Source organism: Klebsiella aerogenes KCTC 2190 (assembly GCF_000215745.1).
Taxonomy (GTDB): domain Bacteria; phylum Pseudomonadota; class Gammaproteobacteria; order Enterobacterales; family Enterobacteriaceae; genus Klebsiella; species Klebsiella aerogenes.
On the sequence record NC_015663.1, the window covers coordinates 4,301,620 to 4,316,719 of the forward strand.

The 15,100-nt window shown below is 51.3% G+C and carries 16 protein-coding genes; 3 read left to right on the forward strand and 13 right to left on the reverse strand.

Features of this window, described 5'->3' with window-relative positions; all coding sequences use genetic code 11:
- Window positions 1-118: 118 nt before the first annotated feature.
- From EAE_RS20350 to EAE_RS20365, 4 genes are all read right to left on the reverse strand, one after another.
- The gene (locus EAE_RS20350) at window positions 119-385 is read right to left on the reverse strand and encodes a hypothetical protein (protein WP_015705552.1); all 267 of its coding nucleotides are present in this window, start codon (window positions 383-385) and stop codon (window positions 119-121) included.
- Window positions 385-906 (reverse strand): hypothetical protein, encoded by a 522-nt coding sequence (locus EAE_RS20355; protein ID WP_015705553.1) that lies wholly within the window; start codon window positions 904-906, stop codon window positions 385-387. Before EAE_RS20355 ends, EAE_RS20350 begins: the two co-directional genes overlap by 1 nt.
- A 323-nt stretch (window positions 907-1,229) precedes the next feature.
- A complete protein-coding gene (locus EAE_RS20360) occupies window positions 1,230-1,463 on the reverse strand; it encodes a YdcY family protein (RefSeq protein ID WP_015366417.1) in 234 nt (77 codons plus the stop codon).
- Window positions 1,464-1,480: 17 nt separating this feature from the next.
- Complete coding sequence (locus tag EAE_RS20365; protein ID WP_015705554.1) at window positions 1,481-3,079, reverse strand: ABC transporter substrate-binding protein; 1,599 nt, start codon at window positions 3,077-3,079, stop codon at window positions 1,481-1,483.
- Between the two features lie 294 nt (window positions 3,080-3,373).
- On the opposite strand from EAE_RS20365, the gene EAE_RS20370 reads away from it, so the two are divergent.
- Window positions 3,374-4,807 (forward strand): aldehyde dehydrogenase, encoded by a 1,434-nt coding sequence (locus tag EAE_RS20370; protein WP_015366414.1) that lies wholly within the window; start codon window positions 3,374-3,376, stop codon window positions 4,805-4,807.
- 15 nt (window positions 4,808-4,822) lie between these two features.
- Here EAE_RS20370 and EAE_RS20375 read toward each other — a convergent pair whose 3' ends face one another.
- A complete protein-coding gene (locus EAE_RS20375) occupies window positions 4,823-5,572 on the reverse strand; it encodes an alpha/beta fold hydrolase (RefSeq protein ID WP_015705555.1) in 750 nt (249 codons plus the stop codon).
- A gap of 75 nt (window positions 5,573-5,647) precedes the next feature.
- On the reverse strand, window positions 5,648-5,821 hold the full coding sequence (locus tag EAE_RS20380) for a GhoT/OrtT family toxin (protein WP_015366412.1): 174 nt from the start codon (window positions 5,819-5,821) through the stop codon (window positions 5,648-5,650).
- 190 nt (window positions 5,822-6,011) lie between these two features.
- On the opposite strand from EAE_RS20380, the gene yncL reads away from it, so the two are divergent.
- Window positions 6,012-6,104, forward strand: a complete 93-nt coding sequence (gene yncL / locus EAE_RS20385; protein ID WP_015705556.1) for a stress response membrane protein YncL — start codon at window positions 6,012-6,014, stop codon at window positions 6,102-6,104.
- A 52-nt stretch (window positions 6,105-6,156) separates the two neighbouring features.
- Here the strand turns inward: yncL and EAE_RS20390 are convergent, their stop codons facing one another.
- Window positions 6,157-6,396, reverse strand: a complete 240-nt coding sequence (locus EAE_RS20390) for a hypothetical protein (protein ID WP_020078675.1) — start codon at window positions 6,394-6,396, stop codon at window positions 6,157-6,159.
- Window positions 6,397-6,921: 525 nt separating this feature from the next.
- On the opposite strand from EAE_RS20390, the gene EAE_RS20395 reads away from it, so the two are divergent.
- Window positions 6,922-7,044, forward strand: a complete 123-nt coding sequence (locus tag EAE_RS20395; protein WP_015366410.1) for a small membrane protein — start codon at window positions 6,922-6,924, stop codon at window positions 7,042-7,044.
- A 239-nt stretch (window positions 7,045-7,283) separates the two neighbouring features.
- On the opposite strand, the gene patD is transcribed toward EAE_RS20395, so the two are convergent.
- The 6 genes from patD to EAE_RS20425 all read right to left on the reverse strand — a co-directional run bounded on the left by patD (window position 7,284) and on the right by EAE_RS20425 (window position 14,366).
- Complete coding sequence (gene patD / locus EAE_RS20400; RefSeq protein WP_015366409.1) at window positions 7,284-8,708, reverse strand: aminobutyraldehyde dehydrogenase; 1,425 nt, start codon at window positions 8,706-8,708, stop codon at window positions 7,284-7,286.
- 21 nt (window positions 8,709-8,729) lie between these two features.
- Entirely contained in the window at window positions 8,730-9,536 is an 807-nt protein-coding gene (locus EAE_RS20405) for an ABC transporter permease (RefSeq protein ID WP_015705557.1), read from the reverse strand.
- Entirely contained in the window at window positions 9,526-10,455 is a 930-nt protein-coding gene (locus tag EAE_RS20410) for an ABC transporter permease (RefSeq protein WP_015705558.1), read from the reverse strand. The genes EAE_RS20405 and EAE_RS20410 overlap by 11 nt, the downstream gene beginning before the upstream one ends.
- 1 nt (window position 10,456) lies before the next feature.
- Window positions 10,457-11,470: an ABC transporter ATP-binding protein gene (locus EAE_RS20415; protein WP_015705559.1), complete on the reverse strand. Its 1,014-nt coding sequence runs from the start codon at window positions 11,468-11,470 to the stop codon at window positions 10,457-10,459.
- A 17-nt stretch (window positions 11,471-11,487) separates the two neighbouring features.
- Window positions 11,488-12,633: a putative ABC transporter substrate-binding protein YdcS gene (gene ydcS / locus EAE_RS20420; protein WP_015705560.1), complete on the reverse strand. Its 1,146-nt coding sequence runs from the start codon at window positions 12,631-12,633 to the stop codon at window positions 11,488-11,490.
- Window positions 12,634-12,953: 320 nt separating this feature from the next.
- Complete coding sequence (locus EAE_RS20425; RefSeq protein WP_015705561.1) at window positions 12,954-14,366, reverse strand: aminotransferase-like domain-containing protein; 1,413 nt, start codon at window positions 14,364-14,366, stop codon at window positions 12,954-12,956.
- Window positions 14,367-15,100: the final 734 nt, after the last annotated feature.

Here is a 15,100-nt window from a genome sequence, read left to right on the forward strand (position 1 = left end):
GCTAGTTAGTACTAAGTAAAAAGTCTAAATATCAAGAACATAATAAGAGATTCTTATTTGTATCCACTTTAAAGCTCTTGGAAATATTCCCCGAAAAGTGATGTAAACTCGAAACAGCTTAGCGAGAAAGAAGTTCCACCGACACTTGCTCGTTTTGCTCACTCGTATTAATCATAGTTCCATCATCACAAAGCAGGACGTCGTCAACTTCAAGCCATAGTTGAGAGTCAACCTGACCACCATCAATAACACGCCAAACCGATCCATCTTCTAGAGTAAGTAACGTCCCATCATCATTCTTAGTTTGAATCCAGTGACCAGATTCACAACTTGCGTAGACTGGCTCCATAAGAAAAATCGCACACAATAGGCAAAAAATTTTCATTATAACGACTCTTGATTACCTGCCTGATTAAGCATTGTATTTACCTTGCTACGGCTAACCAAACCAGCATCCACTCTCCTGTCGACCTCCTTCTCACAAACGTATGAAACCATTGCTTTCACATCGACAGCATGAGTATCATCTTTGTTTTGCAAAGCCTTTTCACATTTCACTAAATCTCCCAACGAGGCAGACTTTAACTTTGCTTGCATTTCCGGACTATTCGCTCTTTCCACCAAAAGCTTTTGTCGCTCCTGAGCTTGTGCAGCCGCTTCAGCTTGCTCTTGTTGCAGTTGAGCACGGTACTGAATTAGATCAAACATCTCCTCACAGCGCTCATATCTAGCCTTGTCAATGTCTGCTCTTATCTGCCCTACGCCACCGGATAAGGCAGCCCCCCAACTCTCACCGTAAGCATTTTCCTTAAGTTCCTGGCATTGAGTGTGCCTTGCCTGTCCTGGCCCAGAGCACCCAGAAAGAGTTATCACAACAACAATTAACGGCAACGCCTTACTGTTCATAAGAGCAATACCCCCCCTTATGATGACTTCCCGTCCGCTCACCTTTAGGGCAAGCGTATGCAGTTGTAGTAGATGTCAGAATGATCACAGCGGTGGCGATTAATAGCGCTTTAATTTTCATTTTGGTTTTCCTTGGCCAATAAAAAACCCGCACATAATGCGCGGGTTAATGATTTAGGTTTTAGGTCTAAGTGCCTTGTAGAACTACTTAAATTCAGTTAAACGTATTCTTAAATATAATACACTTCTGACCTTTGTTAGGCTTAGTGTAGTCTGCCTGATTATGTCTGGCTGGTGGCCAGGCGCCAGTTCTGACGTCATCCTTAAAGGATCTCGCCGCCTTTGGTTAACTGCTCGCGGCGTGCTTCCTGATCTTCATGATGTTGCCGCCCGTGATGGGCTATCGCTGTCCGCAGGCGCTGCTGCTGGGTATAACGCTCATCGCGGCCCAGTTCGGCATCGTCGCTTAACGCGATCAGTAGCTCGTTCATAGAGGCAATCACGCCCCCGGCAATGGTGTCATCGACCCTGGCAATGACATCGTCCAGATGTGCCATCCTGTTCTCCTTTTCGATCAATTCAGCTTAGCTTTGGAAAAATCGCTTCCCATCAGACTCACGCTATAGCCGCTGACGTTGCTGCGGGTGGCGTAGAAAGTTTTACCCGTCGCCAGCGTGATCCACGGCGCCTGCTGATAGAAAATTTCCTGAGCCTGTTGGTAGAGTTTGTCGCGGGCCTGCGGATCGCTCACCAGAAGCGCTTTTTTCACCAGCGCGTCATAGGACTTATCGCACCAGCGCGCTACGTTGGAGCCGGTTTTGATATTATCACAGCTGAGCAGCGTACCAGCGAAGTTGTCCGGATCGCCGTTATCGGACATCCAGCCAAACAGCGCGCTATCATGCTCGCCCTTGCGCATACCGGAAAGGTATTCGCCCCACTCATAGCTGACGATTTTCGCTTTAATGCCGACTTTGCTCCAGTCGTTCTGAATCATTTCAGCGACACGCTTCGAGTTCGGGTTATACGGGCGCTGTACCGGCATCGACCACAGGGTCACTTCTGCGCCCTTCTCCAACCCGGCCTGCTTAAGTAACGCTTTCGCTTTCTGCGGATTGTAGTCGTAATCCGGCAGATCCTTTTTGTAACCGAGCATATTGGCCGGGATCGGCGATTTCGCCACGTTGCCGGAATCCAGGAAGACCGCTTTCACAATCGCCTGCTTGTCGGTGGCGTAGTTCAGCGCCTGACGTACCAGCACGTTATCAAACGGTTTCTTTTGCGTATTAAACGCCAGATACCCCACGTTCAACGCCTCCACCGCGTGTAACGCCAGATCTTTATTCCCTTTAATCACCGGGAACTGTACCGGCGATGGCGCGGGAATGATCTGGCATTCGTTGGTCTGCAGCTTAGCCAGACGAGTCTCAACGTTCGGCGTGATGGAGAAGATCAGATGTTTAGTCGGCACCTCACCTTCCCAATAATGCGGATTGGCGATATAGCGGATTTGTGAATCCACTTTGTACTGCTGCAGCGCATAGGGGCCGGTACCAATAGGCCAGCTATCGACGTATTCCGGCGTCCCTTTTTTCAACATCGCATCGGCATATTCAGCAGAAAGAATCGAAGCGAAGTCCATCCCCCAATCGGCGAGAAACGCCGCATTGGGCTCGCTCAGCACAAACTGAACGTGGTAATCATCGATCTTCTTCACTTCTTTAATCAGCTTATCAAGACCAACGTCGTGGAAATATTCATAATTGCCTTGCGACACGTTGTGATAAGGATGCTGCGGATCCTGCTGGCGCAGCACCGAGAACAGCACATCATCTGCATTGAAATCGCGGGTCGGCTTAAAGTATTTATTGCTGTTGAACTGCACGCCCTTACGCAGCGTAAAGGTCCAGGTTTTACCATCCGGGGACACTTTCCATTCGGTCGCCAGCGACGGAATCGGTGTGTTTTTAAGCGGATCAAAGGTTATCAGGCGGTTATAGAGCACCTGTGAGCTGGCAACGAATGAAGGACCGGAGCTGGCGATTTGCGGGTTAAAGGATTCCGGCGAGGCTTCCGAACAGTAGACCAGCGTGTCGTTGGCCGCAGCCAACGCGGCGCCGGCTGGCAGCAGTGCGCTTAGTGCCAGTGCAAGTAGTGATTTCCCTGTAGACATGGTTATAAACCTTATAAATTTGTTATATGCCCACTAATAACAGCACAGCCTAATACAACCAGCAAATAATGAATCGCTATTAGATTCACACTTTAACTCATAAGGTTAGCGCTGTTTGCGGCACTTCTATTTCTGATGTGTCCGTCCTCGCTTTTCTGTTCGTCATTATTATCTTATTAAGTTGTGACCCGCTGAGAAATCTGCAAAAAAGTTGTGCGATAACCGCCCTTTCGCCGCTGCGCAATGAGGTATGGCGGTAGACTCGACACTCCGCAGACCAATGAGGTTACGCTAATGACTATAACCTGCAGCTTATATAGCGGCGGCCGCTGGCACGATGCCGAAAGCCGCGCCACTTTTATCCGTCGCCATCCACAAAATAACGAGACAGCCTCTACCGCCGCAGCGGCCAGCCTCAATGACGCCCGTTGCTGTGCAGATAAGGCCGCCGCCGCATTCCCTTCATGGCGGGACAGCGCCCCATCCGAGCGTCGCCGGCTGTTGCTGGAAGCCGCCGCGCAAATGCAGCTTAGAGAGGCGAAATTTATTGCTACCATGGCGGCGGAGACCGGCGCGACGGCGCACTGGGCCGGATTTAACGTGCATCTGGCGGCAGATATCTTACGCGAAGCTGCAGCGCTAACCACCCAAATAGAAGGACAAGTGATTCCCTCTGATGTGCCGGGTAATCTGGCGATGGGCTTGCGTCAGGGCGCAGGCATCGTATTGGCTATGGCGCCGTGGAACGCACCGCTGATTCTGGCCACCAGAGCCATCGCCACGCCGCTGGCGTGCGGCAATACGGTGATTCTCAAGGGCTCGGAACTCTCGCCCGCGACGCATAGCTTAGTCATCGATGCCCTCGCCGCGGCGGGCTTTCCCGACGGCGTGGTGAATTATCTCACCTGCTCGCCAGCCGACGCGCCTGCGCTGGTGGAAACGCTGATCGCTCACCCCGCCGTACGACGCGTGAATTTTACCGGGTCGACCCCCGTTGGGCGCATTATTGCCCGCACCTGTGGAGAATACCTTAAACCGGCAATTCTTGAGCTGGGTGGCAAAGCGCCTCTACTGGTACTGGATGATGCCGATCTTCAGCAGGCGGCGGCGGGCGCGATTTTTGGCGCTTTCGCTAACGCCGGACAGATTTGTATGTCCACCGAACGCATAATTGTCGATGAGAGCATCGCGGATGAGTTCGTCGCATTAATCAGCCAACGCGCCGCCGCGCTGCCTTCTACGCTTCTCGGCCCGGTGGTCGATATGAAAACGGTACAACGCTGCAACGCGTTGATTGATGATGCACTGAACAAGGGAGCTCGTTTGCTCTGCGGTGGAAAGGCGGAATCAACGCAAATGCGCGCCACCCTGCTGGATGGCGTGACGCGTGAGATGCGAATATGGCATGAAGAATCTTTTGGCCCGGTCAAATCGGTGATTCGTGTCAACGGCGAGGAGGAGGCTCTGGCCGTCGCTAACGAGAGCGAATACGGCCTGGCGGCAGCGGTTTATAGCCGCGATACCGCTCGCGCCTGGAATGTGGCGCAGAACCTGCAAACCGGTATTTGCCATATTAACGGCCCTACCGTACATGATGAAGCACAGATGCCTTTCGGCGGCTGTAAATCGTCCGGCTATGGCCGCTTCGGCGGACGCGCAGGGATCGCTGAATTCACCGAACTTCGCTGGATAACCATGCAAACTCGCCCGCGCGAATTACCGTTCTGATTTCCCGCAATGCTTTCAGAGCAACCCGGCAATCACGCGCGCCAGCGCGGCCGGGTTTTCCCATGCCATCGAATGCCCCGCCTGTGGTATGACAGCCAATGCGATACCCGCAGTTTCGACATCTTCCGCTTCCTGTGAGGGTAGCGATAAACTACCGTAGATAAGCGTCTTGCGGCATTGCAGGTGAATAAAACTCTCAAACCACGAGGGAGAAGCGCCTACTACCAGGCTGGTAGCTCCCCGCCATAACGCCCACGGTGCGCTGTTTTGTAGGCAACCTTTCCATGGGGACGTTTCTTCCGCCAGCATCGACTGATAGCCGTTGGCGATAAAATCATCTTCCGTCTGCCCGGCGATTTTACAGCTATAGAATCCCCCACCGGCATAGAGATTGGGCTCGGCGACAATTAAGGCCTCAACGCGTTTGCCCAGCCGCTGCGCTGCCTCAATAGCCACACTGCCCCCCATACTATGGCCGTAGAGAATGCAGCGGCTGACCTGTAATTTGTTCAGCCACTCCACAACGACCGCAGCCTGGTCAGCAATTCGGTAGCCAAACTGAAGCGGTTTATCGCTGTAACCATAGCCTGGAAGATCAATTAGTAAGGCCCGGCGCCCATTCAATATAGGGTTAGAAACCACTGGCGGGTAATCGTATGAAGAGGCGCAACCTAACCCATGAATGAACACAATAGGGTCCCCCTGGCCTTGGAAATCAAACCAACGGACCGTTGCACCGGCTAAATGCGAATAGAAGCTGTTCATCAGATGGCATCCTTATTATTTTTAACTGTATTTATATACAGCCATCAAGACAATTAGGCCAGCCATTTCTGTTGTTCAGAATAGAGAAACCAGCAGCGCCATAGGGAAGCTGAATGGCCAGGTGGCACCAATCAGCAACGCAGCCAGCAGGCGAATACAACGGCTTTCCTTAGTTAAAAACCAGCTTATCAACGCGCAGATACAGCCCATTACGGCATAAAAAACCAGCATTTTCTGGTATAAAGTCATTTTTTTCCTTCCCTGTCAGACGTCGCGCAATGCGCGCCATCTCCCGCACCACTTAGGACGTCAGAGATCAATACCTCACAAAACAAACCGCTGCAAAGACCATGGAATAACGATCGATTCAGTGTTGTCCGATAGCGCAACTCTATGCGACCGACTATAAATGTAGGGGCTTACTCATAAAGGTGGCGTTATGGATGTTTCCAGCAAAACCGTAATTCTGATTAATGTCGGCGCAGCGCTTGCGCTTATTAGCCTGTTATCCGTTCGTTTTGGTTGGCTTTAGTAATTTTTTCAGCAACTAAACCTAAAAAAGCAGCTTCAATGGCTGCTTTTTTTTATGATTTTATTGTCGCGCGTTCCCCAGCATCTTGTTGCTGAAGCACCGCGATAATCTTATGATTTTCAGGGTTATATTGCGGCAAGAAATTTAGCTTTTCGCTATCCCATTCAACCATTGCGCAAACGCCCACAGTTGCCCCCTGGCTTTCACAGCGACTAATACGCTGGGCAGGGAGATTACCGTAAAGCATTGCGCTTACGCCGATGAGTAACAAGAGATATGCTAGCTTTTTCAAACCAATTCAACTTCAGAATAACAAATTATGTAAAATTTTCTCATGAGCGCCCCAACAAAGTCAAATCACATACACACCTGTCACCGCTACTGCTACTGCTACTGCTACTGCTACTGCTACTGCTACGATCCATGCCGTGAATTTAACATTATCGCTACAATTATTGTCTTCCGGTATAGAAAGTATCGAGTGCTATCCGCCCTATGACCTCTTGCCAGCGGAAGGATATTTATATTATTGGCAATAACAAAATGATCTGACACACCTCGTACGGTGTTATAGATATTTGGCTACACTGGACTTAAGGGGTGAGAATTTTCTTAAATTGGCTTGTGCAGATAATCAACAAACAACTTCCTCAACCATATAGGTAATGCGGATTCGACATTTTCATTTGTTAATTTGTGCTATTTATTCGATTAAGTGATAGAAATTATTATTTGCAAATTCACGGTTTTCCGCATAGGTTCATGACTATTCGTTATAACGTATTTGCTTTTTCTCTTACTTATTTTGAGGTTGCTTATGTCAGGAATAGCAGCGCTATTAATAGCATTAGTTTTATTGGTGGTAGCTATCTACAGCCTTCTCTCTTATATTCGTGAGCGCCGCCATTCGGGTTTGCCTTCTAAAAAAGACAAACGCTAATTGTGGCATCGATATAAAAGGCGATTCGCAAAAAAATCCCCGCATTAATCTGCAGGGATCTCATAATGATTAAGAACAGACTCTTAATGGTTTACACCCCATCCGGCGCTTATCTCCGGCACTCACAATGGCTTAGCTCTTGAAGGGGTATAAGAATACTCTCATATTACCCCTTATCTGTTTTAACATTTGTTGCTATTGCAACTATTAGCCTGATAATTCTGCCGGTACGTTAATGTTTAATGTTTCACCATCACATGCCTAACCACCGTGTAATCCTCCAGGCCGTACATCGACATATCTTTGCCGTATCCAGACAACTTCTGCCCACCGTGCGGCATTTCGCTAACCAGCATGAAATGGGTGTTTACCCAGGTGCAACCGTACTGTAATCGCGCACTCAGACGATGAGCGCGACCAACATCCTGCGTCCATACCGAGGAGGCCAGACCATACTGCGAATCATTAGCCCAGGTTAACACTTGTTCCTCGTCGCTAAACGACGTGACGCTGACTACCGGGCCAAAAACTTCACGTTGTACGATAGCATCTTGCTGCCGGGCGCCAGCCAACAGCGTGGGCTGGAAATAGTAACCATTACCCGCAGCGCGACTGCCGCCGGTGACCACTTTAATATGCGGTAAAGCGCGTGCGGCGTTGACCGCTGCTGTCACCCGCTCCAGATGCGCAAGAGAACTCACCGGCCCCAGCTCCGTAGACGGATCGTCCGGTTGCCCCATTTTCAGGCTGGCCACGGCAGCGCCTAATTTTTCAACCAGCCGATCGTAGACGCCTTGCTGCGCATAGATACGACAGGCGGCAGTACAGTCCTGGCCGGCGTTATAAAAACCGAAGGTGCGAATGCCTTCAACGACGGCATCAATATCGGCATCATCAAAAACGATAACCGGCGCTTTACCACCCAGCTCCATATGGGTACGTTTAATCGAAGAAGCCGTATGACCAATGATATGGGCGCCGGTGGCGATCGAGCCGGTCAGGGAAACCATGCGTACTTTACTGTGGCCGGTGAGCGGATCGCCAACGGTTGGACCACGGCCAAAAAGCACGTTAATGACCCCGGCCGGGAAAATATCTTTTGCGAGCTCCGCCAACTTCAATGCCGTAAGCGGAGTGATTTCCGAAGGTTTAATGACCACGCAGTTACCAGCCGCCAGCGCGGGCGCCAGCTTCCAGGCCGCCATCATCAACGGATAGTTCCACGGTGCAATCGAGGCCACTACGCCGACAGGATCGCGGCGGATCATCGAAGTATGCCCCTCCAGATACTCTCCTGCCGCCATTCCCGGCAGACAACGCGCGGCGCCGGCGAAGAAGCGAAACACATCGGCAATCGCCGGCATTTCGTCATTGATAACACAATGCAGCGGTTTACCGCAGTTTAAAGACTCCAGTTTCGCCAGCGTTTCTGCATGTTCGGTAATAACGTCAGCCATTTTCAGTAAACATTCGGCGCGAGTTTTCGGCGTTGTCTGGCTCCAGCTGACAAACGCACGATCTGCAGCATTGACGGCGGCATCGACCTGCGCCTCGGTCGCCTCCGCAATCTCAATAATCGCTTCACCGTTGGCAGGATTGAATACCGGCAGTACTTCGCCCTCACCCGCCACTAATTTACCGTTTATCAAAAGGTTATGTTGCATAGCATGATCCTGTAAAGTGTATTATTTTCCGCTTTCGGCGTTATACTCGCCGTCACGGGTTAGCCACCAGGCCCCCAGGATGGGTACAGTCGTCACTAGCATCACCAACAGCGCGACCACGTTGGTGACCGGCACATCGCGCGGACGCCCCAGCTGATTTAACAACCACAGCGGAAGCGTCCGTTCGTGTCCGGCAGTAAAAGTAGTGACGATAATTTCATCAAAGGAAAGAGCGAAGGCCAGCATGCCACCCGCCAGCAGCGCCGAACCCAGATTGGGCAGCACCACGTAACGGAAGGTTTGCCAGCCTGTTGCGCCAAGATCCATTGATGCTTCCACCAGACTCCATGATGTCCGGCGAAATCGGGCAATGACGTTGTTAAACACCACCACCACGCAGAAGGTCGCATGACCCACTACGATAGTTAGCACCCCTGGCTCAAGATTAACGGCTTTGAATGCCGTCAATAGCGCCAGACCGGTAATAATGCCGGGAAGCGCAATCGGCAACAGCAACAGCAGCGACACGGCATTCTTACCAAAAAACGTGCTCCGCCACAGCGCCCCGGCGGCAAGCGTACCTAGCACCAGCGCAATCCCCGTGGACAAGGCGGCGATTTTAAGTGACAACGTCACCGATTCAATAATATCGGCACGAGCTGCCGCCTCGCTGAACCAGCGTAAAGTCAGCCCCTTCGGCGGGAAGCTAAAAGCGGCATCCTCTGTGTTAAAGGCATACAGGGCGATAATCAGCAGTGGAAAATGGAGAAATATCACTCCCCCCCAGGTGGCGATTTTGAGAAACAACGGTGCGCGTTCAGAGTGCATCAAACGCTCCCAGGCGCTTAACAAACGCCAGATAGAGTGCAATAAGAACAATCGGCACCAACGTGAACGCCGCCGCCATCGGCATATTGCCAATCGCGCCCTGCTGCGAATAGACCATGTTGCCGATAAAGAAACCGGGCGGCCCCACCAGTTGCGGGACAATAAAATCCCCAAGCGTGAGGGAAAAGGTAAAGATAGAACCTGCCGCGATACCCGGTATGGCTAAAGGCAGTACCACGTAGCGGAAGGTTTGTTGCGGTCGGGCGCCTAAATCGGCTGAGGCCTGCAACAGCGATGGCGGCAGACGTTCCAGCGCCGCCTGCACCGGCAGGATCATGAACGGCAGCCAGATATAGACAAATACCATGAATCGCCCAAGCCCGGAGGTCGACAAGGTATTGCCGCCGACCGCCGGGATGGTCAATACCATATTTAACACGCTCTCCAGACCAAGGTTGCCGAGGAACCATTGCGCCACGCCATCTTTCGCCAGCAATAGCGTCCAGGCGTAGGCCTTGACGATATAACTTGCCCACATCGGCAACATTACCGCGATATAAAAGAAAGCTTTCATCTTGCCGCGGGTATAACGCGCCATATACCAGGCCATCGGCAATGCCAGGATTGCACTGGCCATAGTCACGCAGATGGCCATCACCAGGGTACGGATAATGATGTCGTAGTTGGCGGGATTGAACAGCGCCTTCAGGTTAGTGAGCGTCAAATCCGTGGTCACCGACATCGTAAAGTCATCAAAGGTATAGAAGCTTTGCCATAACAGCGTCAGGAGCGATCCCAGATAGACGATGCCAAACCACATCAACGGCCCCAGCAGCAGTAAAAACAGGCCCAATGAGGGTTTTCGCCAGAACAGTCCTGACACTCGCCCGGTCGTCGGTTGCACAAGCGCCATCGTCATCTCAGCCTCCGTTTTCCAGGGAAACCATCGCCGAACGCGACCAACAGGCCATTACCTGCTGCCCCAACTGCGGTGTGCCAACCGCCGCCCCGCCATCGACGTTGGCCTGGCTGACTAACAGCTTATCGCCCGCAGCGAGTTTCAGTTCAATACGCGTAGACGCGCCCTGAAACTGTACCGCCTGGACGGTCCCCTGTACCTGGATATCACCGCCGCTATTCAGGCGGATATGTTCCGGGCGCAACGACCAGGCGCCGGACAAGCCACATAGCCTCTGAGAAATTTCAGAGGTAAAAACGTTTGCGGTGCCGACGAATCCGGCGACAAAGGCGGTTTTAGGACGTAAATAGAGATCGTGCGGCGAGTCGACCTGTTCAATGCGACCATTATTAAACACCGCCACGCGATCGGACATCGATAGCGCTTCACCCTGATCGTGGGTAACAAAAATGAAAGTGATACCCAGCGATTGCTGAAGTTTTTTTAACTCCACCTGCATCTGTTCACGTAGTTTTAAATCCAACGCTCCCAACGGTTCATCTAAGAGCAGCACCCGCGGTTGATTAACCAACGCGCGGGCAATGGCGACCCGCTGCCGCTGGCCGCCGGAAAGCTGTGAAGGTTTACGCGCGTGAACAAAGCCAAGCGCTACTTTCTCTAATGCTTGCTGGGCGCGAAGATGGCGTTCTTTTTTGCCCACCCCTTTCACCATCAGCCCGTAGGCGACATTGTCGATAATCGACATATGAGGGGATAGCGCGTAATCCTGAAAAACCGTGTTCACGTCGCGCTGCCATGGCGGTAATTCGCTGGCAGGCTGGCCAAAAATACGAATCGAACCGCCGGATAGCTGTTCGAAGCCTGCGATTAAGCGCAGGCAGGTAGTTTTGCCGGAGCCGGACGGCCCCAGCATAGAGAAAAATTCACCATCGCGAATGGCGATGCTCACGCCATCCACCGCGCGCACGTCACCGTACAGACGCGAAACGTCATTAAACTCTACCGCGTACGTCATGTTCAGTCTCCAGGCGCTTAGCGGCCACCCATAATCGCGATATAGTCCTGAGTCCAACGGCTATAAGGGACATATTTGCCGCCTTGGGCAATTGGCGTTTTCCAGAACGCAATCTTGTCGAATTGGTTGTAGCCGTTAGTTTCGCAGCCTTTCTCTCCCAGTAGCGTGCTCGCCTTACAGCCCTGCGGCACGACTGGCAGCGATCCAAACCAGGCGGCGACATCGCCCTGTACTTTCGGCGTCAGCGACCAGTTCATCCACTTATAAGCGCATACCGGATGCTTCGCCTCACTATGTAACATCGTGGTATCAGACCAGCCGGTCACGCCTTCTTTCGGGAAGACGGTAGCAACGGGCTGCCCTTCACCTTTAAGGCCATTGGCCTGATATGGCCAGGAGCCGGAAGCAACCACCCCTTCGTTTTTGAAGTCGCTCATCTGAACGGTCGCATCGTGCCAGTAGCGGTGAACCAGCGGATGCTGATCCTGCAGAACCTTTAACACCGCCTGATACTGTGTTTCAGTGAGTTCATAGGGATCGTTAATTCCTAACTGCGGCTGCGTTGCTTTGACAAAGAGCGCCGCGTCGGCGATATAAATCGGTCCATCATAGGCCTGAACGCGCCCCTGGTTACTTTTTCCGTCCGGTAAATCCTGTTTGACGAAAACCACTTTCCAGCTATCCGGCGGCGTCGGGAAGGTTTTGGTGTTGTACATCAGCAGGTTCGGCCCCCACTGATAGGGCGTGCCGTACACTTTATCGCCGACGTTAAACCACGCGCCTTTAGCAACTCGCGGGTCAAGCGTTTTCCAGTTGGGGATCAGCGCGGTATTTATCGCCTGTACACGCTTGCCCATAATCAGGCGCAACGAGGCGTCGCCGGATGCGGTGACCAGATCGTAGCCGCCCTTCGCCATCAAACTGACCATTTCATCGGAGGTGGCGGCAGTTTTCACATTAACCTGGCAGCCGCTCTCTTTTTCGAATTGACTTACCCAGTCATAATTCTTATCCGTCTGGCCGCGTTCGATATAACCTGGCCAGGCAATAATATCGAGCCGACCTTCACCTTTATCCAGCGATGTCGGCGGTTCTGCGGCTTGCGCAGTAACAAAAATCATACTCAGCACGCACAGGCTGCCACGGGCAAATTTTTTGCTCATTTGAACTTACTCCTGTCAGAATAAAAGTAGCGGCAGCCGTGCCGTAAAAATATCTCCCTTAATAAGGGTAGACGGCGGCCTGCGGGCCTCAGGGGAAATTTCCTCAGGTTGTGACCCGGGGCGCATTCCGCAAAAATCGCCGCCACGATTCGATAATATGGATTATAGACAAGGAGTTATGGCATAGGGATGAGTATGCATATTCCCTATGACAGCCCGGCGTGAGCGGGTATTTAACCCTGATTAATGAATACGAGAATGAGAAAAATTAATTGCCGGAGAAAAATAAACCGGCAATTAAAAAAATAGCGATGAATAAACTAAGGCAAAAGTTGACGTATAAGTTCGCCGAGCCGTTTGACTCCCTGCTCCTCTTTTTCTCCCCAGCCCCATGCGGTATTAAAACGGAAGAATGAGGTCCAGTTAGCGGTGGTAGAAAACATCTTACCCGGCGCAATACTGATGTTATCCCGTAACGCCAGAGCACTGAGTTCGCCAGCATCGACGCCGGCGGGCAACTCAAGCCACAGGAAATAACCGCTGTCGCTATGGTGAATTTTGACCTCGGCGGGTAAAAAACGCAGTAGCGCTTGCCAGGCCAGCTGTTTTCGCTCGGCAAGCTGACGCCGCAACCGGCGTAAATGCGCGTCGTAGCGTTTGGTAGAGAGATAATCCACCAGCGCCAGTTGCATCGGCGAACTGGTCGATAGCGTACTCATCAGTTGCAGTTGCTGAATACGGCGGGCATGTCGGCCAGCGGCGACCCAGCCGATACGAAAACCTGGAACCAGGCATTTGGAAAATGAGCTGCAGTGCAGCGTCATCTCATCACGATCCCAGTACTTTGCAGGTAGCGGTTTTTCCCGTCCAAAGTACAACTCACTGTAAACGTCATCTTCAATCAGCATCACGTTATAGTGCGTCAATAGCGCCACCAGTTGCGCTTTTTTTTCTGCCGTCAGCGTAAATCCGAGCGGGTTCTGGCTATTGGTCATCAGCCAACAGGCTTTAACCGGATAATTTTGTAATGCCTGTTCCAACGCGGCCAGATCGATCCCCTCTTTCACATCGCTGGCCACCGATAGCGCCTTAAGCCGCAATCGTTCGAGTGCCTGTAGTGCGCCGTAAAAGCACGGATTTTCTACGACTACCCAGTCGCCGGGCTCAGTCACCGCCTGCAGGCTGAGGTTCAACGCCTCCAGCGCACCGGCGGTAATGACGATCTCATCCGGCGATACGTTCATTCCCTGCAACGCATAACGCCGGGCAATAGCATGACGAAGCTCATCGTTACCCGGCGGCAGGTTCTCGATCACGCTCATGGCGGTGGCGGTTTTACTCACCTGCGCCAGAGAACGGTTTAGCTGCTGTAGAGGAAACAGCCGCGGGTCGGGAAAGGCGGAGGCAAAAGGCAGCATCGACGCCTGACGGCTGGCCTGCAGGACGTCGAAAATATAGGTGTTGATATCAACGGATTCATTACGCGTCACCTGCGCCGGGGGATCAGGTTGACGCTGCTTCACCGGCTGCGGCGCAACGTAATAACCCGATTGCGGACGAGCGATAATTCGTCCCTGGCTTTCCAGTAACTGGTAGGCATGGCTGACGGTCATAAAACTCATTCCGCTGCTGACAACCTGTTCGCGTAAGGAGGGCAGCCGATCGCCGGGTTGCCAAACGCCGAGGGCGATCTGGTCGGTTAATTGTTGCGCAAGCTGCTGATACTTTTTCATTACCGCATCCATTTAACAATCGAGACTCATATCTTATAACAGTTGACTAAAAATGGCAGGTTCTAATAACTGATATACAACAATGTGCTTCTTGAACCAGAGCAGGAATAATATTCGCGCGTTAACTTTACTACTGAAATACCATCAAACCCTCTAGGGTTAATATAATGTTCGCATTTAGGTTACATTGATAAACGCTTCATAATCACCAATATTCATTTGATTTATGAACCATACGTCATGGTCTATCGTTGAGATCCCAACTGGCACCAACGTAAACACGCCTTGATATTTAATTATGAATCAACAACTCCTCCACTAAGGAAAATTCACAATAAGATAAATTCATTCCTCGCCAGTCTTTTTGACATAATTTAACGCACCTAAACCATTATCCATTGAACAATGCACCTGGTATAAAAAACGACAAGTCACTGATATAAAACAAATTAACTACACACCAGGGGATTCAATCTCTTCTGGATGTAACCGTTGAATTCAAAAAATAAGATAGAGTCCGCCAAACACAACCAGCCAAAAGACACTCATTAGCGCCAATGTGATACACAAACTTCGCAGTCCGTTCTGTGACAAGTCGCCTCCCTTATCTCCACTCACTAAATATATCAAAAAATAATAAATAAAGAATTCACATATAAAATTTAAATACTTGAATCTCGCGTTTACATTAAACACCAAACAATTCCAATCTACCAGAGTAATTAATAGAAAAC